Origin of the sequence: Rhabdobacter roseus (assembly GCF_014202275.1) — a bacterium.
GTDB classification, from domain to species: Bacteria; Bacteroidota; Bacteroidia; order Cytophagales; family Spirosomataceae; genus Rhabdobacter; species Rhabdobacter roseus.
Genome location: NZ_JACHGF010000003.1, coordinates 732,695 through 757,355 on the forward strand (window position 1 = coordinate 732,695; position 24,661 = coordinate 757,355).

At 54.6% G+C, this 24,661-nt stretch carries 21 protein-coding genes; 16 read left to right on the forward strand and 5 right to left on the reverse strand.

The annotated features are described in order from the left end of the window. Nucleotides 1–48: 48 nt before the first annotated feature. A complete protein-coding gene (locus HNQ92_RS12975) occupies nt 49–1,176 on the forward strand; it encodes a TlpA family protein disulfide reductase (protein WP_184174442.1) in 1,128 nt (375 codons plus the stop codon). Nucleotides 1,177–1,331: 155 nt separating this feature from the next. Here the strand turns inward: HNQ92_RS12975 and HNQ92_RS12980 are convergent, their stop codons facing one another. Continuing rightward, entirely contained in the window at nt 1,332–2,393 is a 1,062-nt protein-coding gene (locus HNQ92_RS12980; protein ID WP_184174443.1) for an NAD-dependent epimerase/dehydratase family protein, read from the reverse strand. 269 nt (nt 2,394–2,662) lie between these two features. Here HNQ92_RS12980 and HNQ92_RS12985 point away from each other — a divergent pair, with 269 nt between their 5' ends. Both HNQ92_RS12985 and HNQ92_RS12990 read left to right on the forward strand, forming a co-directional pair. After that, nucleotides 2,663–3,622, forward strand: coding sequence for an aldo/keto reductase (locus tag HNQ92_RS12985; RefSeq protein ID WP_184174444.1), 960 nt, complete (start codon nt 2,663–2,665; stop codon nt 3,620–3,622). Nucleotides 3,623–3,732: 110 nt separating this feature from the next. Beyond that, nucleotides 3,733–5,199, forward strand: coding sequence for an SDR family oxidoreductase (locus HNQ92_RS12990; RefSeq protein WP_184174445.1), 1,467 nt, complete (start codon nt 3,733–3,735; stop codon nt 5,197–5,199). Here HNQ92_RS12990 and HNQ92_RS12995 read toward each other — a convergent pair. The 3 genes from HNQ92_RS12995 to HNQ92_RS13005 all read right to left on the reverse strand — a co-directional run bounded on the left by HNQ92_RS12995 (nt 5,175) and on the right by HNQ92_RS13005 (nt 9,290). After that, on the reverse strand, nt 5,175–5,870 hold the full coding sequence (locus tag HNQ92_RS12995) for a TVP38/TMEM64 family protein (protein ID WP_184174446.1): 696 nt from the start codon (nt 5,868–5,870) through the stop codon (nt 5,175–5,177). The genes HNQ92_RS12990 and HNQ92_RS12995 overlap by 25 nt on opposite strands. 36 nt (nt 5,871–5,906) lie before the next feature. Next, nucleotides 5,907–7,847 (reverse strand): KUP/HAK/KT family potassium transporter, encoded by a 1,941-nt coding sequence (locus tag HNQ92_RS13000; RefSeq protein ID WP_184174447.1) that lies wholly within the window; start codon nt 7,845–7,847, stop codon nt 5,907–5,909. A 93-nt stretch (nt 7,848–7,940) separates the two neighbouring features. Further along, nucleotides 7,941–9,290 carry an Nramp family divalent metal transporter gene (locus tag HNQ92_RS13005; protein WP_184174448.1) on the reverse strand — a complete coding sequence of 450 codons (1,350 nt, stop codon included), beginning with the start codon at nt 9,288–9,290 and terminating at the stop codon, nt 7,941–7,943. Between the two features lie 170 nt (nt 9,291–9,460). Between HNQ92_RS13005 and HNQ92_RS13010 the strand changes: the two genes are divergently transcribed. The 10 genes from HNQ92_RS13010 to HNQ92_RS13055 all read left to right on the forward strand — a co-directional run bounded on the left by HNQ92_RS13010 (nt 9,461) and on the right by HNQ92_RS13055 (nt 19,673). Then, entirely contained in the window at nt 9,461–10,123 is a 663-nt protein-coding gene (locus HNQ92_RS13010; RefSeq protein ID WP_184174449.1) for a metal-dependent transcriptional regulator, read from the forward strand. A 7-nt stretch (nt 10,124–10,130) separates the two neighbouring features. Then, nucleotides 10,131–11,219, forward strand: a complete 1,089-nt coding sequence (locus HNQ92_RS13015; protein ID WP_184174450.1) for an LptF/LptG family permease — start codon at nt 10,131–10,133, stop codon at nt 11,217–11,219. Then, the gene (locus HNQ92_RS13020; RefSeq protein WP_184174451.1) at nt 11,216–12,133 is read left to right on the forward strand and encodes a DMT family transporter; all 918 of its coding nucleotides are present in this window, start codon (nt 11,216–11,218) and stop codon (nt 12,131–12,133) included. Before HNQ92_RS13015 ends, HNQ92_RS13020 begins: the two co-directional genes overlap by 4 nt. An 87-nt stretch (nt 12,134–12,220) precedes the next feature. After that, nucleotides 12,221–13,171, forward strand: a complete 951-nt coding sequence (locus HNQ92_RS13025; RefSeq protein ID WP_184174452.1) for a glycosyltransferase family 2 protein — start codon at nt 12,221–12,223, stop codon at nt 13,169–13,171. Continuing rightward, the gene (locus HNQ92_RS13030; protein ID WP_184174453.1) at nt 13,164–14,585 is read left to right on the forward strand and encodes a DUF6056 family protein; all 1,422 of its coding nucleotides are present in this window, start codon (nt 13,164–13,166) and stop codon (nt 14,583–14,585) included. Before HNQ92_RS13025 ends, HNQ92_RS13030 begins: the two co-directional genes overlap by 8 nt. After that, nucleotides 14,582–16,303 carry a hypothetical protein gene (locus HNQ92_RS13035; RefSeq protein WP_246440052.1) on the forward strand — a complete coding sequence of 574 codons (1,722 nt, stop codon included), beginning with the start codon at nt 14,582–14,584 and terminating at the stop codon, nt 16,301–16,303. Before HNQ92_RS13030 ends, HNQ92_RS13035 begins: the two co-directional genes overlap by 4 nt. A gap of 30 nt (nt 16,304–16,333) precedes the next feature. Next, nucleotides 16,334–17,278, forward strand: a complete 945-nt coding sequence (locus HNQ92_RS13040; protein WP_184174454.1) for a glycosyltransferase family 2 protein — start codon at nt 16,334–16,336, stop codon at nt 17,276–17,278. A 4-nt stretch (nt 17,279–17,282) separates the two neighbouring features. Then, nucleotides 17,283–18,752: an MBOAT family O-acyltransferase gene (locus tag HNQ92_RS13045; RefSeq protein WP_184174455.1), complete on the forward strand. Its 1,470-nt coding sequence runs from the start codon at nt 17,283–17,285 to the stop codon at nt 18,750–18,752. 102 nt (nt 18,753–18,854) lie between these two features. Next, nucleotides 18,855–19,232 (forward strand): co-chaperone GroES, encoded by a 378-nt coding sequence (locus HNQ92_RS13050; protein ID WP_184174456.1) that lies wholly within the window; start codon nt 18,855–18,857, stop codon nt 19,230–19,232. A 24-nt stretch (nt 19,233–19,256) separates the two neighbouring features. Further along, the gene (locus HNQ92_RS13055; protein ID WP_184174457.1) at nt 19,257–19,673 is read left to right on the forward strand and encodes a DUF4174 domain-containing protein; all 417 of its coding nucleotides are present in this window, start codon (nt 19,257–19,259) and stop codon (nt 19,671–19,673) included. Between the two features lie 5 nt (nt 19,674–19,678). Here the strand turns inward: HNQ92_RS13055 and HNQ92_RS13060 are convergent, their stop codons facing one another. Next, a complete protein-coding gene (locus HNQ92_RS13060; protein WP_184174458.1) occupies nt 19,679–20,101 on the reverse strand; it encodes a hypothetical protein in 423 nt (140 codons plus the stop codon). A gap of 232 nt (nt 20,102–20,333) precedes the next feature. Between HNQ92_RS13060 and HNQ92_RS13065 the strand changes: the two genes are divergently transcribed. The 3 genes from HNQ92_RS13065 (at nt 20,334) to HNQ92_RS13075 (ending at nt 24,557) form a co-directional block, all read left to right on the forward strand. Then, nucleotides 20,334–21,326, forward strand: a complete 993-nt coding sequence (locus HNQ92_RS13065; protein WP_184174459.1) for a YheT family hydrolase — start codon at nt 20,334–20,336, stop codon at nt 21,324–21,326. Between the two features lie 174 nt (nt 21,327–21,500). After that, on the forward strand, nt 21,501–23,405 hold the full coding sequence (serA, locus tag HNQ92_RS13070) for a phosphoglycerate dehydrogenase (protein ID WP_184174460.1): 1,905 nt from the start codon (nt 21,501–21,503) through the stop codon (nt 23,403–23,405). Between the two features lie 72 nt (nt 23,406–23,477). Continuing rightward, a complete protein-coding gene (locus tag HNQ92_RS13075; RefSeq protein WP_184174461.1) occupies nt 23,478–24,557 on the forward strand; it encodes an aminotransferase class V-fold PLP-dependent enzyme in 1,080 nt (359 codons plus the stop codon). Nucleotides 24,558–24,661: the final 104 nt, after the last annotated feature.

Genomic DNA, 24,661 nt, shown 5'->3' on the forward strand with positions numbered 1-24,661 from the left:
ACATTTTTGAATAGGATTTATTTTGCCAAGACATAAACCTTATTTCAGATGAAAAGACGGGCATTTTTCCTAATTGCATTTTTTGGTCTTGTACTTCATGATCTAGCCAAAGGTCAGAATGTTTTTGACATTATTGCCGCAGTAAAAAGCCGTCAGGCTGAGTTAAAATCATTTTCGTATAGGTTAAACCGGACAGATACGCTGGTAACCGGGGACTTACGGAATATGTCGGGAAGGGCCATACTGGAAAAAGACAGCGGCGACAAACCGATCGGCTTTTTGTTCTGGGCGCAGAGAGATGGATTTGACCAGCAAACCGTCTACGACGGGCGCGTCGCCTATGTAGCAGACACTTCCAAAAGAACCTACCGGATGATATCAAACCCTTCTCCGAACCTCTTTTTCAGTACTACCGGCGGACAGATGATCGTAGAAGATCTGATCCAGCTGGATACTAGCAGTGCCGTCGGAATTACGGCTTCCGAGAACCAAGATAGCTATTCTCTTACCCTTAACTACCCTGATTTAAGGGAACATGATGTCATAAAGCGTTACAAGCTAGTGACGATTGACAAAAAGACGATGTTGCCTATTTCGGTGAAACAGCACCAGGAAACGCTCGGGAAGGTTCAAGATCTGAACTTTCAGATTCTAGAACTTAAAACGAGCCAGGAGCAGCAGTATGATTTTTCAGAACCCCTGTTCCTCAGGAACTACCTGCAGGAAGCCGTCCCGATCCGGGCTGAGAATACTCTACTGCGGTTAAAAGGTAACATGGCCCCGGTAATGGAGCTACCTTCTTTTGAAGACACAAAAAAATATCCCATTCTAGCGAAAGGAAAAGTAACCCTACTGGATTTTTGGGAAGTATGGTGCGCTCCGTGCATAGCCTCAATGCCGAAGGTCCAGCAGCTTTATGATCGTTATAAAGAAGTGGGGCTTCAGGTCTACGGGATTACGCATGAGGCCGATCAGCTGGAAACAGCCCGTAAACGTGTGGAAAAAAGCAAGGTCACTTTCCCGATGCTTATGGGCAATGAGCATTCCAGGAAAGCCTACCATCTGTCCGCGATTCCCCTTTATATACTGATTGACAAATACGGGAAAGTGGTGTACCTGAGTGAAGGATTTTCTGACGAACTGGAACGGGAGATACAGAAAGCCTTAGCGGATTAAAATCAGATTGTTCTTTAAATTAAGAGCATGCACTGCCCAGGGTAAACGAAGGTTAAAAAAAACGTAAGTGCCTCACAAAAAGCAATTTGACATAAAAGAGTCCATAGCTGTGGTACCGCTCTCTAGCAGTACCACAGATCATTCAGCTTGCTTCCTTATTTAAGAATCGGGGCCAGGTCTTTTTCATTTTCGGCGAGCCAGGCCGTGATGTCCTCCACGATCCGCCGGATGCCGATTTCGGGTTTCCAGCCGGTGAGGTTGGTTACTTTAGTGTTGTCGGTTACGTACAGCCGGATGTCCGCCGTGCGGGTTTCGGCCACGGCCTTGATCGGGATCGTGTGGCCGGTCACCTCCTGACATACCTGCGTGAGCTCCTGGAGCGAGGCGCTGCTTTCCAGCCCACCCCCTACGTTCAGGATCTCGCCGTTGACTTGGTCCAGGTGGTGCAGCTGCCAGTCGATGAGCCGGTAGAGGTCGGCCACGTGCAGCATATCCCGGATCTGCTTGCCGGTACCGCCGTAGCCAAAGTACCCTAGCTGCTGCTGGAAGTAGTGCTTGGCGATCCAGAGTACCATCACGCCCTGGTCTACCTTTCCCATCTGCCAGGGGCCCGTAAGTACCCCGCAGCGGTTAATGACCGTGCGCAGGCCGTAAAACTCGTTGTATTCCTGGATCAAAAGCTCTGAGGCCAGCTTGGTAGTACCGTAGAGCGAGCGGGCGCCGTCCAGCGGAAAATTCTCAGCGATGCCCTTTGCCGATACACCCGGTACGGGCTGCTCGTCGGAAAGGGCGAAGCGCGTTGCTTCCTCCACGAAATTCAGCGTTTCGATGGTCTTGATGGGGTACACGCGGCTGGTGGAGAGAAAGATGAAATTAGCTTTGTGCTTGAGGGCGTAGTTGAGGCAATTGACCGTCCCGAAGAGGTTGGTGTTGATGAGGTAATCGGGGGTACCGTCCAGCCCGGCCAGCACCGACGGCTCCGCCGAGGCCTCGATGACGGCGTCTACGGCGGGTAGGGCGTCGAAGTCTTCCTTGCTACGGATGTCGCCGTGGGTAAACTCCACGCCAGCCGCTTTCAGGCGGCTCAGGTTCAGCTCCGAGCCCCGGCGTTTTAGGTTGTCCAGGGCTAGTACCTGGTAGTGGGGGTAGTTTTGTTTGAGGGCAATGGCCAGCGCCGAGCCCACAAAGCCCGCTCCTCCGGTAATAAGAATTTTCATGAATACAGCGTATGATTAACGAAACGGAATGTTCTTTTCGAAAACAAAGTACCTACTTTGTACCTTCAAAGGTAAAACCATTCGGTAAATTGCCGGGAATAAAGGTCTATTTTTTGCAAGATCGGTGCAGTCCCACTAATTTGGGGACCTTTACGAACAAGGTACCTGGGGGTTCCGGTTCTGATCAGTCCCGCAAAGTACCTTTGGTTCATCATGCATACCTAAACAATCCCTGAATCTGCTCCCTTTCCACAACGAACCTACTAATCATGAAAACATTATCATTTAAGAACGGCGACGCCATGCCCGCCCTCGGCCTGGGTACCTGGAAATCCAAAGAAGGCGAAGTATACGAGGCCGTTCGGCAGGCGCTCCGGATCGGGTACCGCCACATCGACTGCGCGGCTATTTACGGCAACGAAGCCGAAATAGGCCAGGCCCTGCGCGACGCCCTGGCTGAAGGTACCTGCACGCGCGAGGAGCTCTGGATTACTTCCAAGCTGTGGAACAGCGCCCATCGGCAGGCCAGTGTGCTACCCGCCCTGGAAAAAACGTTAAAAGACCTCCAGCTCAACTACCTGGACCTGTACCTGATCCACTGGCCGGTGGCGCTGAAAGACGGCATTGGCTTCCCCACCAGCCTCGATGAATTTGTGAGCCTGGACGAAGTACCCCTGACCGAAACCTGGGCCGGAATGGAAGCGGGCGTAGACCAGGGCCTGACGCGGCACATTGGTCTGTCTAACTTTAGTATCTATAAAATAAAACAACTACTCGCCAGTGCCCGCATCGCACCGGAGGCAAATCAGGTGGAGTCGCACCCCTATCTACCCCAAACCCCGCTGCTCGAATTCTGCCAGCAGGAGGGCATCATCCTGACGGCCTACTCGCCGCTGGGCTCCAACGACCGCCCCCCGCACCTGATCAAGGCCGACGCACCCGTACTGCTCAAAGACGAGATCGTCGCTTCCATTGCCGAGAAGCACGCCGCTTCGCCCGCGCAGGTACTTATAGCCTGGGCGCTGCAGCGAGGTACTTCGGTGATTCCGAAGTCGGTGAGTCCCGAGCGTTTGCGCCAAAACTTTGAGGCCACAACCCTTGAGCTCGACGCCGACGACATGGCGCAAATCAGTATGCTGGACGCCCACCTGCGGTTCATTGACGGAAGTACCTGGGCACGCGAAGGCTCGCCCTACTTGCTGGCCGACCTCTGGGACGAAGACAAGTAGCTCCTGCCGGGTTAGCAGGGTACCTGCTGAGTAACTGTGTAGAGGTTTCGTTAAACAATATTTATTTATAGTGGTTTAAGGAGAGGTAGACCAGCGCGTCCTATCCTTACATGAAAATACTACTCACCGGTACCACCGGCTACATCGGCAAGCGTCTCCTGCCCGTACTCATTGAGGCGGGACACGAGGTAGTTTGCTGCGTACGGGACGCCGGCCGGTTTAGCTACGAGTACGGTGAGTCCGCCCGGATTTCTGTAGTAGAGGTAGATTTTCTGGAAGAAGAAAGCCTGCGGGTTATTCCCAAAGATATTGACGCGGCCTACTTTTTAATCCATTCCATGTCCTCCTCCTCCTCTCACTTTGACGAGCTGGAATCCACAGCAGCTCGTCATTTTTGTGGCTACATGGAGGGCACTTCGGTGAAGCACGTGGTATACCTGAGCGGCATCGTCAACGACGGCCAGCTTTCCAAGCACCTGCGGTCCCGCAAGCAAGTAGAGGATATTCTGGCCCAGGGACGCTACCCTTTCACAGCCATGCGGGCGGGCATCATTCTGGGCTCGGGCAGCGCTTCCTTCGAAATCATGCGTGACCTGGTGGAGAAACTCCCCGTGATGATCGCGCCGCGTTGGCTTAACACCCGCTCACAACCCATTGCCGTACGAAACGTCATCGAGTACCTGGCCAAGGTACTTTTGGTAGAGGAAACCTACCAGCGGCATTTTGACATCGTGGGCCCGGAGGTACTTTCGTACAAGCAAATGCTACTCCGGCTGGCGGCCTTTCGCCAGCTTCGCCGCTGGATCATCACCGTGCCCGTCATGACGCCCCGGCTGTCGTCGTACTGGCTTTACTTCGTTACTTCTACCTCGTATTCTTTGGCGGTGAATTTGGTCAACAGCATGACCGTAGAGGTAATTGGAAAAGAAAATGAGCTGGCCAGGGTACTGGGAATCAAGCTACTTTCGTTTGAAGAAGCCATCCGGTCGGCCTTTGAAAAGATCGAGCAAAACGAAATTATCTCCAGTTGGAAAGACTCCCTCGTCAGCGGGCGCATCCGGACGCGCCTGTCGAACTACATCACCGTACCTACCCACGGCTGCTTCAAAGACGAGCGTCAGATTCAGGTCGAGGAGCCCGAGCAGGTACTGGAAAACATCTGGGCCTTGGGAGGTACCCACGGCTGGTACTACGCCAATTGGCTGTGGAAAATCCGCGGTATGATGGACAAAATGGCCGGAGGCGTAGGATTGCGCCGCGGCAGAACTTCGCCGCGCCACATCAATGCGGGCGATTCTCTGGATTTTTGGCGGGTACTTTTGGCCGATAAAAAACAAAAAAGGCTGCTGCTTTTTGCCGAGATGAAACTACCCGGCGAAGCCTGGCTGGAGTTCAGGATCGACGAGCAGAACGTACTGCACCAAACGGCTACGTTTCGCCCCAAAGGACTGCTGGGCAGATTGTACTGGTACGCGGTAATTCCCTTTCACTTTTTCGTTTTCGACGGCATGCTCCGCAACCTGGCCACCAGGATTCGCCCCGAAAGTACCCCTCATCCTTCGCTTTTGGCCCCCTGACGCCGGTCCCACCAGATGTACCCTACAAACCCCACCAGGCACACTACGCTGGCCCAGAGTAGCCCGCGCTTGAGCTGGTCGGTATTCTCGCCCAGGTACGCCAGCAGGGCAATCAGCGGGGTGATGCCTACGGCCGTAGCCAGCAAAAAACGTACGTAGGACATGGCCACCAGGCCCGCCACAAAACTGACGGTGTCGTTGGACAGAAAGGGTGCCAACCGCACCACCACCACCAGGCCCAGCCCGTAGTGGTCGAGGTACTGCTCCATTTTTTTCTCTTTGGATTTACCAAGCATCCTCACCAGTACATCTTTGCTGAGTGAGTGGCCCAGTACATAAGCAACTGTAGAAGCGAACAAAATACCCAATAGGGCCAGCCCGCTTCCCCACCAGGGGCCGTAGGCCAGGATGCACACCAGGATCAGCAGCCAGGACGGGATGACAAAGGCCAGCATCTGCACCAGGAAAAGGGCCAGCAGTAACAGCGGAGCCCAAAAGCCAAACCCACCGATCCAGTCGGCAATGCGGGCTTCTTCGTTACTGGTCAGGATCTCCCAGGCTTCTTGTCCAAAGGTTCGGAACGCCGGCCACAAGCCGTACGCCAAGGCTATTCCACCCACAATAGTTACGGAAAGAATGACCGGCAGGTACCTCAAAAAACGACCTTTCATGCAAAAACGATTTCTATAAACTACCCCTCCAGGTACCTAGCTGTATACCCGCCGTAGCTTCACGTTTTCGACCGGACGAATGATCAGGGGTACTTTCTCCACTTTTACCGAACTGCTGTCCAGCCCAAACCACTTGTCTTCGGGTGTGGTAAAATCTTTGATGAAGAAGTACGCTTTCATCACCAGCTGCTCCATGACGGGCAGGTCATTTTCGAAGGAAAGAAAGCGCTCCAGCACGACGAAGCGGAAGTCGCCCGTGCGGTTCTGGCGGCTCAGCGATTCGTAGCGGCTCGTAATATCCACCTCTTTGTTCTTCACCATGTCTTCGATGACCCGCCGGAAAAAGAGGTTGATGCGCTGCTCGACCCGGAAGCCCAGGCGGAAGGTCACTTTGATGACGTTGTCTTCTTCAATCACGTTCACCTTGTACTCCATGGTGTAGGGATCATCCGTGGTGTCGACATGCACAAACCAGTACACATCGGCACGTTTGGGGCGCTTCTGAAAAATCGAGTACATCACCTTGGTTTCCACTTCGTTAACCCGCGAGGCGTTGGTCATGAAAATCAGGTGGGTGGCGTACTTCGGAATACTAATATCGCGGCTTAGCTCGCGCAGGGCGGGCAGGTAGGTGTCTAGCTTCACGTACTCGGTAAGGCGCAGCTTGATGTAAAAGGCCCGCAGCCACACCACCATCAGGCTCGTGACCAGGATCGCCAGCAGCAACGATACCCAGCCTCCGTGCATGAACTTGAGCAGATTGGCGGCCAGGAAAGAGAATTCAATGGACAGGTACAGCACCAGAAACCCAATGACCCACCACATATTGACCCGGTGTACGTACAGGTAGTACGACATCAGGAAGGTGGTCATGATCATGGTCATGTTCACGGCCAGCCCGTAGGCGGCTTCCATGTTGGACGACTCCTTGAAGTAAAGTACAATGGCCACGCAGCCCGTCCAGAGTAGCCAGTTGATGCTGGGTACGTACAACTGGCCTTTTTCGTTGGTGGGGTAGATGAGCCGTACCTTAGGCCAGAAATTAAGGCGGATTGCCTCCGATATAAGCGTAAAGGAACCCGTTAGCATGGCCTGGCTGGCAATGATAGCCGCGGAAGTGGCGATCATGATGCCCGGTAGCAGCCACCAGTCGGGCATAAGCTCGAAGAAAGGCTTGCGCCCGTGGAGCGACTCCCCGCTGTGCAGGATCAGCCAGGCTCCCTGCCCCATGTAGTTGAGCAGCAGCGCCGCTTTGACAAACCCCCAGGTGATGCGGATATTTCCTCGGCCGCAGTGCCCCATGTCTGAGTACAGCGCTTCCGCCCCCGTTGTACAAAGAAATACCGCTCCCAGCAGCCAAAAGCCCTCGGGATGTTTTGCCAGTAGCTGGTACGCAAAGTACGGGTTGATGGACTTAAATACCTCCGGATGCAGGATGATCTGGCTCACGCCCAGCACGGCCAGCATCGTGAACCAAATGAGCATGATGGGACCAAACGCCCGGCCCACGATCTTGGTACCAAAGGCCTGCACCAAAAACAGCAGCGTGATGATCCCCAGTACGATGGGGATGGTCTCGATGGTAGGGTAGATGATCCGGAGCCCTTCAATGGCCGACGAAACCGAAATGGGCGGCGTAATGATGCCGTCGGCCAGGAGGGTACTTCCGCCAATGATGGCCGGTACGGTGAGCCACTTGGCGTGGCGACGCACCAGCGCGTAGAGCGCGAAAATCCCTCCTTCCCCGCGGTTGTCGGCCCGCAGGATGAGCGTCACGTACTTGACGGTCGTTTGTAGCGTGAGGGTCCAGAAAATACAGGATAAAGCGCCGTATACAATTTCGGGAGTAATGTCTTCGGTTCCGATGATGGCCTGCATCACGTACAAGGGTGAAGTACCAATGTCGCCGTAGATGATACCTAAGGCGACCAGGGCGCCCGCCGCCGAAATCTTGTCAATGTGTTTGTGGGTATCCATGTACTTTCAGCCTAAAAAAACGGCGAAAGTTAGGAAACCGCCCGCAAAGATGTTACCGTACTCCCTATTAAATTTAAGGATACTTTTTTCGGTTCAAAAAAAGGTATCTATCAGCAAGTACCCATTCAGTACCACAATGATACCGGCAATGGCCCAGCTAAGTACCTTCAGGGGCCGGGAATTGGCAAAACGCCCCATTTTGCCCTGATCGCTGGTAAAAAGTACCAACGGAATGACGGCAAAACTTAGCTGCAACGAGAGAATGACCTGACTGAGAATCAGCAGCTCGGTGGTACCTGCCTCGCCGTACAGCAGGGTCACGATCAGGGCGGGCACGATGGCGATCAGCCGGGTAATGAGGCGCCGAATCCAGGGCTTGAGGCGTAGGTTCAGGAAGCCTTCCATGACGATTTGCCCCGCCAAAGTACCCGTCAGGGTGGAGTTTTGCCCCGAAGCCAGCAGCGCCACAGCAAACAAAATACTGGCCAACTTCACGCCCAGCACGGGGTCCAGCAGGTGGTAAGCATCCGTAATGTTTGCTACTTCCAGCCGCCCGCTCTCGTGAAAAGCGGCGGCGGAGAGAATCAGGATGGCGGCATTGATAAAAAAAGCAATACCCAGAAACAACGTAGAATCTAGGGTGGCGTAGCGGATGGCGCTCCGCTTGCCCGCGTCGTCGCGCCGGTAGGCGCGGGTCTGCACGATGCTCGAGTGCAGGTAGAGGTTGTGCGGCATCACCGTTGCGCCCAGGATGCCGATCGCCAGGTACAGGGCCGAGGAGTCCGTGACGATCTGCGCCTGGGGTACCAGTCCGCCCAGAATCCCCGCCAGCGAAGGCTGCGACACTACGATTTCGTACAGAAAACTCATGAGGATAATCACCATGAGCCCGGCCACGATGCTCTCCAGCACCCGAAAACCTTTGTGTTGAAAGTACAGGATCAACAGTACGTCGAAGGCCGTAAGTACCACCCCGACCGACAGCGGCAAGCCAAAGAGCAGGTTCAGCGCAATGGCCGAACCGATCACCTCGGCCAGGTCGGTGGCTGCAATGGCGATTTCGCAAAGTACCCACAGCGCAAAAGACACCGGCCGGGAGTAGTAATCGCGGCAGGCCTGGGCCAGGTCGCGCCCGGTGGCGATGCCCAGCTTCAGGGCCAGGTGCTGCAGCAGGATCGCAAACAGGTTCGAAATCAGCACCGCCGACAGCAACAGATACCCAAAGCGCGAGCCGCCCTCGATGTCGGTGGCCCAGTTGCCGGGGTCCATGTATCCCACGGCTACCATTAGGCCGGGCCCCAAAAAAGCCATCATTTTTTTCCAGCGGCTGGCCCCGTCAGGTACCGGAATGGTAGCATATACTTCGGGCAGGGAAGGCCGGGCTACCTCGGCAAATCGGTCGGCGTCGGCAGCAATGGTACGGGAAAGTACCTTGTTAGTCATAGCTAGTTTATTCTTTATATTATCCCGAGAAAAAAGTACCTCAAAAGTCGAAAGCAAATGTAATTATATATTTAAATATTTTTTTAGGTTAATCTAAATTTTTTTAAATCCCGTAAGTAAATTGTATTTTTGCTTTCATCATCGCTTGTCCTGTTGTTGATCGCCGTTCCATGCAGAATTCGTTCACCGAAGAAAACTACCTGAAAATCATTCACAGCCTGTCGGGTCGCGAGGGGGCGGAAGTAAGTACCAACGCCCTGGCCGAAAGTACCTCTACCCGCGCGGCCTCCGTGACGGACATGCTGAGGAAGCTGGCCGAGAAGGGGCTTATTCATTATAAAAAGTACCAGGGCGTGCGCCTCACGCCGGAAGGCGAAAAGGTGGCACTAAAAGTAATTCGAAAACACCGTCTGTGGGAAGTGTTCCTGGTGGAGAAGCTGGGCTTTGGCTGGGATGAGGTACATGACATCGCCGAAGAGCTGGAGCACATCCCCTCGGACCGCCTGGTGGAGCGGCTGGATTCGTTTCTGGACAATCCCCAGTTTGACCCCCACGGCGACCCCATTCCCGATGCCAAGGGCAACATGCCCAAGCCCGACTACCTGAAGCTCTCCGAAGTCCCCCCCGGCGGGAAAGTACTGATGATGGGCGTGCTGGAGCACACGCCGTCCTTCTTGCAACACCTCGACCGCTCGGGGCTTACGCTGGGTTGTGAGCTTGAAATTCGGGAAATAAATGACTACGATAAGTCCATTGTGGTACTACTGAGCAGTCAGCGTACGTTGTTTGTAAGTCAAGAAGTATCCAAAAACCTACTCGTTCAACGCCTCTGAGGCTGCCATGAAACTAAAAATCCTGGATCGGTACTTAATCAAGAACTTCCTCCTCACTTACTTTTTTGTGGCCTTTGTGATCGTACTCATCATTTGTATGATCGACTACACCGAGAAGATCGATAACTTCCTGGACAAGAAAGCACCCGTGCGGGCCATCCTGCTAGACTACTACCTGAACCTGATTCCCTACTGGATCAACTACATCAGTCCGCTGATGGTCTTTATTGCTACGGTTTTTTTTACCTCCCGCATTGCCGCCCGGACCGAAATCGTGGCCATGCTGAGCAGTGGCATCAGCTTCGGGCGCATCCTGCTCCCCTACTTTGCGGGAGCTACCGTGCTGGGTATTATTACGTTTATCATGGTAGGCTGGATTTTGCCCAAGGCCAATAAGGTTCGGAACGGCTTCGAGCAAACGTACGTCAAGGACGAATTTTATTTCAGCGGCCGGAATGTCCACATCAAGATTGCCCCGCAGGTGTACGCCTACCTCGAAAGCTACAACGTAGCCACCAAAACGGGGAGTAAATTTACGCTCGAAACCATCGAGGGCAATTCGCTCCGCGCCAAGCTCTCGGCCGACCGGATCGTGTGGCAGCCCGACAAAAACAAGTGGGCCATCCACGACTACCGCATCCGTACCCTGGACAGCCTCAGCCCCCGCGAAAGCCTCAGCTACGGTACTTTGATCGACACCACGCTCAATCTATCGCCCAAGGATTTTGAGAGCAACTACAACCTCTTCCAAACCTTCACCCTGCCCGAGCTCAACGAGTACATCGAGCGGCTCCGCAGCCGGGGTGCCGACGGCCTGGAAGTGTACCTGATCGAGAAGTACACGCGCTTCACGCAGCCCTTCGCCATCCTGATCCTGACGGCCATCGGCGTGATCGTGTCGGCCCGGAAAAGCCGTCGGGGCGTGGGCTGGCAAATCGCCGTAGGTTTTGTGCTGGCGTTTATTTATATCCTTTTCTTTTTGCTATCTAAAGGCGTAGCCGAAGCCGGGAACATCAATACCCTGCTGGCCGTGTGGTTGCCCAACATCATCTTCTCCTTCATAGGTTTGGTTCTTTTCAAAACCCTGCCCCGATGACCCGCCCCGCCACGCCGCCGCTGCGCGCGTACGTGCAGCTGCACTTTTTGGTACTTATCTGGGGGTTTACGGCTATTCTGGGGCTACTGGTGTCGGTGTCGTCGGTGGCGCTGGTTTTTTACCGCACGGCGCTGGCGGCCGTGGGCCTGGCGGTGGTGGTACTTGTGCGGAAGCAGTCGTTCGACGTGCCGCGTCGCGACCTGGTCCGTATGTTGCTGGTTGGGCTGCTTTTGGCTACCCACTGGATTTTGTTCTTTGCCTCAGCGCGGGTAGCTACGGCTTCGGTTTGCCTGGCGGGCATGTCCACGACTTCGCTCTGGACGAGCGTCGTCGAGCCGCTCATCAACCGGCAGCGGGTGCGTCCGCTGGAAGTAGGCCTGGGTTTGGTGGCCGTAGTGGGGCTTTACATTGTCTTTCGGTTTGAATTCGACCACGCCTTGGGGTTGCTACTGGCTATCGCTTCGGCTTTTCTGGCCGCCCTTTTTACCGTAGCCAACAGCCACCTGGTCAAAAGGTACGATGCCTTCGTCATTACTTTTTACGAGATGATCGGCGCGAGTGTCTGCTCGCTGCTGTTTGTGTTGGTGTTTCACGGCCTGGGTTGGAGCGGCGAAGTACCCCTTTGGCCCCGCGCCCAGGACTGGCTCTGGATTTTGGTGCTGGCCTGGGTGTGTACGGTGTACGCCTACTCCATGGGTACCCAGCTCATGAAGCAGTTCTCGGCCTTCATGCTCAACCTCACCATCAACCTGGAGCCCGTCTACGGCATTGCGCTGGCCTTCCTTATTTTTGGGGAAAAAGAACGCATGACCTTCGGATTCTACCTGGGTACTTTGGTCATTCTGCTGGCCGTAGTGGCGTACCCCACGCTGGCCAATACCCGCCTCGGGCGGCGCGGATCGCGGCAATCCTGAGGTACCTTCGTTGACCATTTACTACTTTTGCCTGCTACTATTCCGTATATACTATTATTTTTGCCCGACTATCACCATTCAGCGTCCATGAAACCTCCGCGTTTACTTCTGGTTATTCCCTGCTACAACGAAGAAGCCATTCTGCACCATACCTTTGCCACGCTGCGGGAGTACTACACCGGAATCATGGCCAGCGGGCTCATTGCTCCGGACAGTAAACTATGCTTCGTCAACGACGGTAGCCGCGACCGTACCTGGGAGATCATCGAAGAGCTCGGGCAAAAAGACCCGGTGGTGATCGGAGTGAAGCTCTCGCGTAACTTCGGCCACCAGAGCGCCATCATGGCGGGGCTGGAGCACCACGTCGATGATTTTGACTGCTTCATTACCATCGACGCCGACCTTCAGGACGACATCCACGCCATCACTGCCATGCTGGAGCGCCACCGCGAGGGGGCCCGGATTGTGTACGGCGTTCGCAACGACCGGAGCTCCGACAGCCGGTTCAAGCGCGCTACGGCCGAAGGCTTTTACCGCGTCATGCAGAAAATGGGCGTACCGGTGGTATTTAACCACGCCGACTTCCGGCTCATGGACCGCCGGGTACTTCAGGAGCTGGGTAATTTTCGGGAAGTAAACCTCTTCCTGCGCGGAGTGGTGCCGCTGATCGGTTTTCAGAGCGAAAAAGTTTTTTACAAACGCCTTGAGCGCCTGGCCGGCGAGACGAAGTACCCTTTGCACAAAATGGTACTTTTTGCCTGGAACGGCATCACCTCGTTTTCTACTTTCCCGATGCGCCTGGTACTGTACTTTGGTTTCATCAATTTTCTGGTGGCCCTGCTCATCGTTACCTACATTTTAACTTCGTATCTGTTTGGCTACACCGTACCGGGCTGGACCTCCACCCTGCTGCCGGTTACGTTTTTTAGCGGGTCAAACATGGTGGCGCTGGGGCTCATCGGCGAGTACATTGGCAAGATCTACGAAGAGGTCAAGGCGCGCCCTCGTTATATCATCGAAAAAGTAATTCATGATTGATTTTTACAGAAAATACAGAGCCGTCGGCAACTGGATCAACCTCCTCTTATTGGGTAGCGTCATGCTGCCACTGCTGGCACTTTCCTACTACAACCATCCCTCGCCCGTCGACGACTACTGTTACATCGATACGGTTTTTAAATATGGCTGGCTGGAGGCCATGAACTACTACTACACCGGCTGGACGGGTAGGTACTTTGGCATTCTGCTCAACCACTCCAACCCCCTGCTTTTTCATTGGATCGAGGGCTTCAAGGTACTTCCTGTCGTACTACTCGCGGGTACCGTCGGGGCTTTGTACTGGCTGGCGCGCCAGCTGACGCCCACGCTCTCGCGCTGGGCGCACGCGGGCTTTGCCGGGGTCATTTTCTTTTTGTACCTGCTCAAAATACCCAGCGTGGCCGAGGCCTACTACTGGATGGCCGCCTTCGTCACCTACACGGTACCTACCCTACTCACCCTCTGCTGGATCGTGGTGGTGCTGCGCTGGTACCGGCTCGAAACGTCCCTCATGCGTTGGCTTACGGCCCTGTTCGCTGGTTTTTTACTGTTTGCCACCATCGGTAGCAGCGAAACCAACCTGCTGGTGATCATGCTGCTGCTGGCGGGTTGGTGCGGGTACCGGGTACTTTTCCAACGGCGCTGGGACGCCTTCATGCTCGGCATGGTGGTCGTGGCGGTTTTTTCCTGCTACCTTTTCTTTTCGGCCCCCGGCAACGAAGCCCGCCTGGGTGGCAATCCCCTCAGCGGCAACGTGGTGGCTTCGGCACTTTCTTCGTTCCGGAAACTCATCGTGCTAAGCATCGAGTGGATCACCCGGACACCGTTGCTGCTCTTCTCGGTGGTATGGCTGCTGGTACTTTCGCGCATGGCTCCTCAGGCCCGTACGTACTTTGCGGTACCTCCGCTGTACGTGCTGCTTCTCTACGTAGGGGTACTTTCGGCGCAGTTGTTTCCATCGTACTACGGCATTGGCATCGAGCCTACCCTCCGGGTGATCAACTGCGTGTACTTCTTCTTTCTGGTGGGATGGTTTTATTTAGTGGGGGTAGTTTTTCATTATTTAGCCCAAAAAAGAACCTTTGCCTTCCCGCCCCTACTCTACGTTGGGGTATGCGTGGTGCTGGCGTTGCTGGTGGCGCTATCGTTTTACCGAAGTCCGCAGGTACGCATGCTCTACACCGACTGGCTGCGGGGCGGAGCGGCGGCCTTCGACCGTGAAATGTACGCCCGCTACGCGCTTATCAAGCAAACGGAAGCCAGTGAAGTGTACCTACCCGCCATCCAGCACCGCCCGCCGTCGCTGTTTGTGGGCGATATTGAAAAAAGCGAAAGCCACTGGTGGAATAAATGTACCGCCGGGTACTTTGGCAAACAAACCATCCACCTACTCGAAAAGCCCACGACCGAATGAAGCCCTACCGGAAACTACTTACGGGAATAGCCCTGGCGTTGCCACTAATTTTCTGGTGGTACGTACTGCTGCGCTACTCCATAAATGTGCCCTGGTTCGACGACTTCGAGGTCTTCCCAGATTTTCTTCGCCAATGGCTAGCTGCGGAGAGCCTCGGACAACATTGGCAGCTCTTGATCAAAGCCAATAACGAACACCGGATGGTCTTTGCTAAGCTACTCACGGCAGGGTACTTTTCCTTTACCCAATCCCTCAATTTTACGTTTCTGCACGTAGCGGGGGCCTTTTTTACCATGGGTACTTTCTGGATCCTGTGGCGGGTTTTTCAAGAGAGCGCGTTTCCCGCCTGGTACTTCATCCCCGCCGCGTTCCTGCTTTTCCAGCTCCAGCCTAGCATGATTTTCCTGTGGGCCATCTGTGGGCTTCAGCATCAGCCGGTGGTTTTCTTTGTGTGCCTGAGCATGTACCTGCTGGCCCGCAACCGCCTGGGCTGGGCTATCTTGGCGGCCGTATGTGCCAGTTTTGCTATGAGCAGCGGCCTCTTCGTCTGGACGGGCGGCGTGGCCATCCTGCTGCTGCGTTCCCAATACAGGTACCTGGCCGCCTGGGTGGGTACCGCGCTGGTTTCGGGGGTACTTTATTTTCGGGGCATGGAAACCCAGGGCAATGAGGAAAGCATTTCTTTTTTTATGCAGCACCCGCATCTGTCGTTTCTGGGCTTTTTTGCTTTCCTGGGCGGGCTCTTTGATTTTGCCCCCGAACGGTCGATCGAAGTACGTACGGCCGTGCCCATTCTGGTAGCGATCGTCCTGATGACGGGGGTACTTGCATGGTTGCTGGGCCTGGTTTTGCCCTGGATTAGGAACAATTTCGGGAAAAACCTCCAAGTACCCGGCTGGCTGAGCAAGCTAGGTACCTCCAGCGCGCAGCGTCCCGTACTGCGGGATTTCACCCTCGGTCTGTTGTTTTTTCTGCTGGCTAACGCCGCCATCATCGGCTTTCTTAGGCCCCGGTTTGGGTTTATGGTAATGGTGGTGAGTAATTATAAGATTTACCCGGCGCTGTTCCTGATTACGTGCTACCTGGCCTGGCTCAATGGTACCTACTCAGGTACCCGGCAGAAAAAAGGCGTACAAGCAGCACTGGTGCTGAGTATGGGCATTTGGGCCATGAGCATGCTGCATTACCTCCCAGGTATTATTGAGCGCCGAAAAAACCTGCTGGTGTCGGCCTACAACCAGGAGCACCATGCCTTCGGGCTGGGCTTTCAACCCGGATCAGAGGCCGCCCAGTATACCGACGACCTCATGAAGGACGTAACCCAACGCGGCATTTACACCTACCCCAGGGAGTTCGACGGGTATTTCAACGCCATGCTAGAACTAAGTACCCCCTACGCGCAGCCGGACGACATTCAGACGGAGGTACTTGAGGATATAATTCTGATCCAGGAGCCCCGGGGCTGGAACACGTCTCTAGCGGACGACGACGGTACCTACGTTTTCTTGCGAAACCAGGAAAACTTCTATCCCTTCAAAATGAATCAGAATTTATACATGGGCCGGAATCCGTTTATTCGCTACGAAGAAGGCATGAAAATCGAAATACCCCGCGCCGCCATTGCGCCAGGTACCTACGAAGTAGGCTTTTTCAAAATCCGGGACGGAAGTACTCAAGGCGGGATTGTACGTAGTCTGGAAATCACTCGACCTAATTAAACACTTAAAACCAACAAACTGCACACCTCTTTGAAAACGCCCCAGCTCTCCATCGTAGCCCCTCTCTACAACGAGTCGGAATCCTTGCCGCACCTGATCGAAAGGCTCAACGCGCTCATGGACCGCCTGCCGCTATCCATCGAGGTAGTGCTGATCGACGACGGTAGCCGCGACAATACCGCCTACCTGATTCGGCAGCTTGCCCTCACAGACGACCGCTACCACGGGGTGTTTCTCTCCCGCAACCACGGCCACCAGCTGGCGCTTTCGGCGGGCATTGCCGCCGCGCGGGGTACCGAGGCGCTCTTCATCATCGACGGCGACCTGCAAGACCCGCCCGAGCTGCTGCCGGATTTTTACCGGCTCTTCCAGGAAGGCAACGACGTGGTGTACGCCGTGCGGCGCAAGCGCAAGGAAAACATGGCCAAGCGCACCGGTTACTACCTCTTCTACCGCCTCCTGCAATCCATCTCCTACGTCGATATTCCGCTGGATAGCGGTGATTTTGCGCTCATTAGCCGCCGCGTGGCCGATGTCCTGATCAAAATGCCCGAAGAGAGTAGGTACTTGCGGGGCATGCGCTCCTGGATTGGCTTTAAGCAAATCGGGTTTGAATACGAGCGCGACGGGCGCATTGCGGGCGAGTCCAAGTATTCCTTTAAGCAGCTGCTGCGGCTGGCCTACAACGGTATCTTCAATTTCAGTGAATTTCCCATCAAATTCATGACTTATTCCGGAGCCACCGCCATTACCGTCGCGTTGATCTACCTGATCGTGGTTCTCATCAAACGCTTTTTCATTACAGGGGTCATCGAAGGCTTTACGGCGCTGCTCTTCGTCATTATTTTGTTCAGTGGCGTGCAGCTCCTAGCGCTGGGTATCATCGGCGAGTACGTACTTCGTATTTTCTTTCAGGCCAAAAATCGTCCTTTGTTCATCATAAAAGAAGAGATCGTCAACCGCGAGTACGTCTAAGCCAATGCTTTTTAATTCCATTCAGTTTCTGATTTTCTTTGCGGTGGTGACGCTGGCGTACTTCAGCCTGTCGTGGCGGGGACGGTGGATGTTGCTACTGGCGGCGAGCTGCTACTTTTACATGGTCTTCAAGCCGATCTACCTGCTGGTGCTGTTCGGGACCATCGTGATCGACTACTTCGCCGGTATCTGGATTGAAAAAGCGTCCGACCAGCGCCGTCGAAAAGCGCTGCTGGTTATTAGCCTGATCTCCAACATCGGCATCCTGGCTTTTTTTAAGTACTATGATTTTTTGCAAGATAGCGTCAATCAACTCCTGACTACCGTAGGTTTGCGCGGCTTTATTCCGCCGCTGGGGGGGCTCATCCCCTCACGCATAGCCGAGTGGCTCACCAACGGCGCCGGACAGGTGATTCTGCCCATTGGGCTATCGTTTCATACGTTTCAGGCCATGAGCTACACCATCGAGGTGTACCGCCACAACCAGCCCGCCGAGCGGCACTTTGGCATTTACGCGCTCTACGTGATGTTTTATCCGCAGCTGGTGGCCGGGCCCATTGAGCGGCCGCAAAACATGCTCTTTCAGTACCATAGCTACTTCAAGTACGATTTCGAGCAGGTCAAGGAAGGACTCATGCAGATGGCCTTCGGGCTCTTTAAAAAAGTAGTCATTGCTGACCGGCTGGCGCTGGTGGTAGACTACGCCTACAACAACCCCACCGAGCACAATGGCCTCACGCTGCTGGTGGCTACCTTCTTTTTTACTTTCCAAATTTACTGCGACTTTTCGGGCTACTCCGACATCGCCATCGGCGCGGCGCGCGTCATGGGCTTTACGCTCATGGAAAACTTCCACCGCCCCTACGAAGCCCGCTCCATTTCCGACTTCTGGGGCCGCTGGCATATCTCGCTCTCCACCTGGTTTCGCGACTACCTCTACATCCCACTGGGTGGCAACCGCCGCGGCGAAGGCCGACGCCAGCTCAACCTTTTTACGGTGTTTCTGGTAAGCGGCCTCTGGCACGGGGCCAGCTGGAACTACGTGATCTGGGGCGGGTTACACGGCCTGTACTCGGTGCTGGGCGGCCTGCGCGACAAGTGGCTCCGAAAAAAAGCCATCCGGCTGCCTAACAACCTACTGATCACTACCCTCAGCATCCTGGCTACCTTCGGACTGGTAATGCTGACCTGGGTCTTTTTCCGAAACGACAAAGCGCCCGTCGGGCAGGCGTTCATGATTCTGGGACGGATCTTCACCCTTTCCTGGAGCGACTCTTTGCGCATACCCTTCAATACTGCCGAGTTTGTGTTCTGCCTGGTACTTATACTTTTTTTGTTAATCAAGGAGCATTTTTACCTCAAAATTCCTACCCAAAGTACCCCTACGTTCTTTGGGCTACTGGTCCTGATTGCTTTTCTGACGTACTTTCTGGGCGTTTTTACCTCCAACCAGTTTATCTATTTCCAGTTCTAAGCCTGCCATCTTGGCATAAGGGGGTACTTCGCATCATTTTTTCGTAGCCTTTTTTACGAAAAAGCAATTTCGAACGATTTTCCCCCAATTGACATTGATACCATGTACGAAGTAACCTCCGATAACCGTTTACGCCGCCTCATCATCGTGGGCGACCGGGTCCTGATCCGGCCCAAAAACCCTAGTGACCGTACCTCCAGCGGCCTGTACCTGCCGCCGACGGTAACCGAAAAAGAACAGATCCAGAGCGGCTACGTGGTAAAAGTAGGGCCGGGCTATCCCATTCCGACGGCCGCCGAGGACGAGCCCTGGAAAGAAACCGAAGAAAAAGTGAAGTACATGCCGCTGCAAGCGCAGGAAGGCGACCTGGCGCTGTACCTCCAGCGCAACGCCATTGAGCTGGAATACGACAACGAAAAGTACGTCATCGTGCCCCAGTCGTCGATCTTGCTGCTAGACCGCAGCGAGGATCTTTTGTAAGTACCTCAAAAACTGAACTAAACCATGTGGCTCTGGTCCGTACTTTTCGTGGGTAGTTTGCTACAACCGCTTTCTGCGCCGCCGGAGCTGGAAGCGCAGCTAGCGGCGCTGGCCTGGAAAAAGCGGGTGGTGGTACTTTGCGCACCTTCTGAGGCGGACGCCAGGTACCTGGCGCAGAAAAAAATATGGACCGAAGCCCGTTCAGGCGTGAACGAGCGGGATCTGGTACTGGTGGAGCTATTTGAAAATACGCTAAGTACCCCCGATCGAAACTACCTTCAGGCCCGTTTTCAGTACCAACCGGGTACTTTTGGGGTGTTCTTGATTGGAAAGGATACGGGGATCAAGCTGCGCAAAACGGAACCCGTAAGTACCCAGGAGCTCTTCGGGCTCATCGACGGCATGCCCATGCGGCAGTCCGAAAGGAAGCGCCGGAACTAGCCCCGCTAATTCGTTTTTACGTAGGTGTAATAGCAACCCTCGATACAGAGCGGATAGAGCGTCAGCCGCTTCCCCGCGAGCTCGTAGGTCCAGACGGTACGGGACTCTAGGTTGGAAGCCTGGTCGAACTGCAGCTCGATCTGGCTCTGGTTCAGGAGGCGGTACTGTCCCGAACTGATTAGGGGCGTCTGGAATTTGCCGGGCTCGGGTACGGACTGAATGAAGGAGCCGTCTTTCTGAAACTGAACCGTCTGCGCATAGCTTACCGTGGAAAACTTGGTTTCACAGGGTCCGGCCCCCGCGCTGACGCAAAATTCGGTTAAATTCCACTTGCCAATCAGCGATATTTCATCGGCACTCATCAGCTCGTCTTTTTTACAGCCGGGCAATAGGCTGATTAATACTAAAAATAAAAGTACTTTTTTCATGGTCAACTACTGGTAATACTTGTGTATGATCCTTTTACCCGTTCAGAGGTTGGAACTCTTCCCGTATTTTTAAAAAAAATCAATAATTGAATGCTTTCCCGCAAGTACCTACTGCGCGCTCCTATCCTACGGAAGCCGCCAAGCAGGAGCTTCTGCCGACAACCGGGAACGAAACGGGTACTTTTCATGTACTTTACAATAATCACAAGTACCTCATTCTGTTGATTCTTCAATGCCGCTGCTTCGTACCGATCACCACCAGCCGCCCTTTTGGCTCCCTAACGGTCACTTCCAAAGTATCTACCCGGCGCTTTTTCGTAAAATCACCGACGTACCCTACCGCCGGGAGCGCATCCTGACGCCCGACGATGACTTTCTCGACCTGGACTGGGCCTACGCTACTGCACAGGGAAACGGCCCCGCGCCGCTGGTGATCCTCTCGCACGGCCTGGAAGGCAACAGTACCCGGCAGTACATTTTGGGCATGGTGCGGCTGCTCACGCGCCAGGGCTACGACTGCCTGGCCTGGAACTACCGCAGCTGCGGCGACGAAATGAACAAGCAGCTGCGCTTCTACCACAGCGGTGCTACCGACGACCTCGATCTGGTGGTGCAGCACGCGCTCCAGAAGGGGTACTTGTCCATTCAGCTCATGGGGTTCAGTCTGGGCGGCAACCTTACGCTCAAGTACGTGGGCGAGCAGGGTAGTTTGCTGCCTCCGGCCGTAGAGAAAGTGGTGGTTTTCAGTGTACCGATGGATCTCCTGGCCTGTAGCCGGGCCATCGAACGGGCCGAAAACCGCGTGTACCTGCGGCGCTTTCTGAGTACTTTACGGCCCAAAGTGGAGCTTAAAGGCAAGCACTACCCCGACCAGATCGACTTCCGGCAGTACCGCCGCGTGAAGTCTTTCTACGATTTTGATCATATCTATACCGCCGCTTTGCACGGTTTCGACGGCGCCGACCACTACTACGCCCAGTGCAGCGCCAAGTACTTTGTGGAGGGCATCAAGGTACCTACACTCATTGTTAATGCGCTCAACGACCCGCTCGTACCCGCCGACAGCCTGCCCCAAAGCCTCATGGCCGACCTGCCGAACGTGTGGCTCGAGCTTACGCTGCACGGTGGGCACTGCGGCTTCCGCCCCGCTCGGCTCGCCCGCGACGGCACCTACTGGTCCGAAACCCGGGCGCTCCAGTTTTTAAAGCACCCTTCCTTCCATTAAATATTTTTACTTTTGTTTTGGACAAAAACAAGTTGTGTCTTTTAGAAAAAATATTTCTAGTGAGGTACCTTTCCGATTTGTAATTTTGTCACAAAGAATCCGGGTACTTGTGTGCTTTACACGGAGCAAGGTACCTGGCCGTTCCAAACCAGACATTCGCTTTTCTTTTCCTGCATGCTGACTCAAACACTTACCCCCACGTACTTCGTTATCGATTTTGACAGTACTTTCACCAAGGTGGAAGGGCTCGACGAACTGGCCCATATTGCGCTAGCCGGTCATCCGGAGCGTGATGCCGTGGTGCAACACATCCGTGACCTGACCGACAAAGGCATGAACGGCGAGATGTCCTTTGCCGAAGGGCTTCGCCGCCGCATCGAGTTGCTGTCGGCGGGGCGTCCGCACATTGAGCAGCTGGTTGAATTTCTACGTACCAAGATATCCGATTCGTTTCAGCGCAATAAGTCGTTCCTGACCGACCACGCCGAGCATATCTTTATTGTATCGAGTGGCTTTAAGGAATTCATCGTCCCGATCGTGACTGAGCTAGGTATTTTACCCAACCACGTCTACGCCAACGAGTTCCGGTTCGACGAGCAGGGGCACATCATCGGCATTGACGAAACCAACGTGCTGTCTACCGACGGCGGTAAAATAAAACTGCTGCGCACGCTCAGCCTCCCCGGCGACGTATACGTGATCGGCGACGGCTACACCGACTACGAATTACGCGAAGCGGGCCTGGCCAACCGTTTTTATGCTTTTACCGAAAACATTGCCCGGCCCCGCGTCACGCAGGTAGCCGACCATATCTCGGCTTCGCTGGATGAATTCCTGTACGATAATAAATTGAGCCGCAGCCAGTCGTATCCTAAGAGTCGCATCAAGGTACTTTTGCTGGAAAACGTACACCCGGCCGCGGTACGGGCCTTTGAGATAGAAGGCTTCAAGGTAGAATTTGTGAAAGGCGCACTCGACGAAGACGAACTTTGTGAGCGCATCAAGGACGTCTCGATCATCGGGATTCGTTCCAAAACCCAGATTACCCAACGGGTACTTGAGAGCGCCAACCGCCTGATGGCCATCGGGGCCTTTTGCATCGGCACCAACCAGATTGACCTCGAAACGGCCGCCCGGCGCGGCGTGGTGGTGTTCAATGCGCCTTACAGCAACACCCGCTCGGTGGTGGAGCTGGCCGTGGGCGAGATGATCATGCTGATCCGGAACATTGTGCCCAAAAGCAACCAGATGCACGTCGGCAACTGGGACAAATCCGCCACGGGTAGTTTTGAGGTACGTGGTAAAAAACTCGGGCTCGTTGGCTACGGCAACATCGGCACGCAGCTGTCGGTGGTAGCCGAAGCGCTGGGGATGGAGGTGTATTTTTATGACGTGGTGGATAAACTTGCCATCGGCAACGCCCGCAAGGTACAGAGCCTGGAAGAGCTCCTCCGGATTTCGGACGTGGTAAGCCTGCACGTAGATGGCCGCAAGGAAAATACCAACCTGATTGGCAAGCGGGAATTTGACCTCATGAAAAGGGGCGTGATATTCATGAACCTGGCCCGCGGCCACGTGGTGGATATTCCGGCGCTGCGCGAGGCCATCGAAAGCGGCATCGTAGCCGGAGCGGGCGTGGACGTGTTCCCGAAAGAGCCCAAAACCAACGATGAATCGTTTGAAAGCGAGCTGAGAGGCCTGCCCAACGTGATCCTGACGCCGCACATCGGGGGTAGTACCGAGGAAGCGCAGGTGAACATTGGCCACTACGTACCCGCCAAGCTGCTGGAGTACATCAACAACGGGAGCTCCTACGGCAGCGTCAATTTTCCCGAAGTACAGCTTCCCAAGCCAGGTACCTCGCACCGGCTGCTGCACATTCACCACAACGTGCCGGGGATTATGGCAAAGCTCAACAGTATTTTTGCCAACTATAATATCAACATCACCGGCCAGTACCTCAAAACCGACGAGCACATTGGCTACGTGATCGTGGATATTGCTAAAAACTACTCGGAAGAGTTTGTGCAGGAATTGAAAGCCATCGAAGGTACCATCCGGTTCCGGATGCTGTACTAGTTTTCAATCAACCAGGTACCTGATCCGGCTTTTTGTCATTACTACTTTTTATGATTTCCCGTTAGGGGTTTTATGCAATACACCTTTTTCACGCCCGGTCCGGCCGCGCTGTATCCTACCTTTGCGCAGCACGTCCACTCGTTCCTGGAGCAGCAGCTGGGTTCTGTTTCGCACCGCAGCCAAACCTACCGCGACCTCCACCGCTTCACCGTGGAGCAGCTCCGTACCTTGCTCAACATCCCCGACACGCACCAGGTGTTTTTTCTGGGGTCGGCGTCGGAAGCCTGGGAGCGCATCCTGCTCAACTGCGTGGAACACGAGAGCTTTCATGCGGTCAACGGATCTTTTTCCAAGAAGTTTTATCAGTACGCCCAGGCGCTGCACAAGTTTGCCCACAAGGTAGAAAAACCGCTCGGTGAGGGCTTCGACGCCACCGAGCTGGAAGTACCCGACTACGCCGAGGTGATTGCCCTCACGCACAACGAAACCAGCGGCGGCGTGCAGATGCGCGTCTCGGACATCCATAAGCTCAAGCGCAGCCATCCCGGTAAATTTGTGGCCGTGGACATGGTGTCGTCGGCGCCCTACCCCGACCTGGACTTCAAGCTCGTGGATACGGCGTTCTTTTCGGTCCAAAAAGCCTTTGGCCTGCCCGCGGGCCTGGGCGTGTGGATTGTGAGCGAAAAATGCCTGGAAAAAGCCCAGCGCCTGCGCAAGTACGACAACCTCACCATCGGTGCCCACCACGACCTGCCTACGCTGTGGAAATTTGCCCAAACCAACGAAACCCCGTCGACGCCCAACGTCATGGGGATTTATACGCTGGGAAAAGTAGCCGAAGACATGAACCGGGTCGGCGTGGATACGATTCGGAAAGAGACCGAGCACAAGGCCAAACTGCTGTACAAATTTTTGGAGCAGCACGACGCCTACGCGCCCTTCGTGCAGGAGGCCCGGCACCGCTCGCAGACAGTCGTGGTAGCCAATACGGCCCAGCCGTCGGCGGAGGTCATCCAGGCTCTGAAAGCCCAAGGCCTGGTAGTAGGAAGCGGGTACGGTGATTTTAAAGCGTCGCAGATTCGGATTGCCAACTTCCCCGCTACCAGCACCGAGCAGATCGAAGCGCTACTTCACGCCCTGGGTACTTTGTAAAGTACCTGTAAGTACCTGTAAGTACCTGTAAGTACCTGTAAGTACCTGTAAGTACCTGTAAGTACCTGTAAGTACCTGTAAGTACCTGTAAGTACCTGTAAGTA

What these genes read in the sequence shown, in the direction of transcription:
- HNQ92_RS12975 (WP_184174442.1), top strand. Translation starts at nt 49, where the DNA reads ATGAAAAGACGGGCATTTTTCCTAATTGCATTTTTTGGTCTTGTACTT.
- HNQ92_RS12980 (WP_184174443.1), bottom strand. Translation starts at nt 2,393, where the DNA reads ATGAAAATTCTTATTACCGGAGGAGCGGGCTTTGTGGGCTCGGCGCTG.
- HNQ92_RS12985 (WP_184174444.1), top strand. Translation starts at nt 2,663, where the DNA reads ATGAAAACATTATCATTTAAGAACGGCGACGCCATGCCCGCCCTCGGC.
- HNQ92_RS12990 (WP_184174445.1), top strand. Translation starts at nt 3,733, where the DNA reads ATGAAAATACTACTCACCGGTACCACCGGCTACATCGGCAAGCGTCTC.
- HNQ92_RS12995 (WP_184174446.1), bottom strand. Translation starts at nt 5,870, where the DNA reads ATGAAAGGTCGTTTTTTGAGGTACCTGCCGGTCATTCTTTCCGTAACT.
- HNQ92_RS13000 (WP_184174447.1), bottom strand. Translation starts at nt 7,847, where the DNA reads ATGGATACCCACAAACACATTGACAAGATTTCGGCGGCGGGCGCCCTG.
- HNQ92_RS13005 (WP_184174448.1), bottom strand. Translation starts at nt 9,290, where the DNA reads ATGACTAACAAGGTACTTTCCCGTACCATTGCTGCCGACGCCGACCGA.
- HNQ92_RS13010 (WP_184174449.1), top strand. Translation starts at nt 9,461, where the DNA reads ATGCAGAATTCGTTCACCGAAGAAAACTACCTGAAAATCATTCACAGC.
- HNQ92_RS13015 (WP_184174450.1), top strand. Translation starts at nt 10,131, where the DNA reads ATGAAACTAAAAATCCTGGATCGGTACTTAATCAAGAACTTCCTCCTC.
- HNQ92_RS13020 (WP_184174451.1), top strand. Translation starts at nt 11,216, where the DNA reads ATGACCCGCCCCGCCACGCCGCCGCTGCGCGCGTACGTGCAGCTGCAC.
- HNQ92_RS13025 (WP_184174452.1), top strand. Translation starts at nt 12,221, where the DNA reads ATGAAACCTCCGCGTTTACTTCTGGTTATTCCCTGCTACAACGAAGAA.
- HNQ92_RS13030 (WP_184174453.1), top strand. Translation starts at nt 13,164, where the DNA reads ATGATTGATTTTTACAGAAAATACAGAGCCGTCGGCAACTGGATCAAC.
- HNQ92_RS13035 (WP_246440052.1), top strand. Translation starts at nt 14,582, where the DNA reads ATGAAGCCCTACCGGAAACTACTTACGGGAATAGCCCTGGCGTTGCCA.
- HNQ92_RS13045 (WP_184174455.1), top strand. Translation starts at nt 17,283, where the DNA reads ATGCTTTTTAATTCCATTCAGTTTCTGATTTTCTTTGCGGTGGTGACG.
- HNQ92_RS13050 (WP_184174456.1), top strand. Translation starts at nt 18,855, where the DNA reads ATGTACGAAGTAACCTCCGATAACCGTTTACGCCGCCTCATCATCGTG.
- HNQ92_RS13055 (WP_184174457.1), top strand. Translation starts at nt 19,257, where the DNA reads ATGTGGCTCTGGTCCGTACTTTTCGTGGGTAGTTTGCTACAACCGCTT.
- HNQ92_RS13060 (WP_184174458.1), bottom strand. Translation starts at nt 20,101, where the DNA reads ATGAAAAAAGTACTTTTATTTTTAGTATTAATCAGCCTATTGCCCGGC.
- HNQ92_RS13065 (WP_184174459.1), top strand. Translation starts at nt 20,334, where the DNA reads ATGCCGCTGCTTCGTACCGATCACCACCAGCCGCCCTTTTGGCTCCCT.
- serA (WP_184174460.1), top strand. Translation starts at nt 21,501, where the DNA reads ATGCTGACTCAAACACTTACCCCCACGTACTTCGTTATCGATTTTGAC.
- HNQ92_RS13075 (WP_184174461.1), top strand. Translation starts at nt 23,478, where the DNA reads ATGCAATACACCTTTTTCACGCCCGGTCCGGCCGCGCTGTATCCTACC.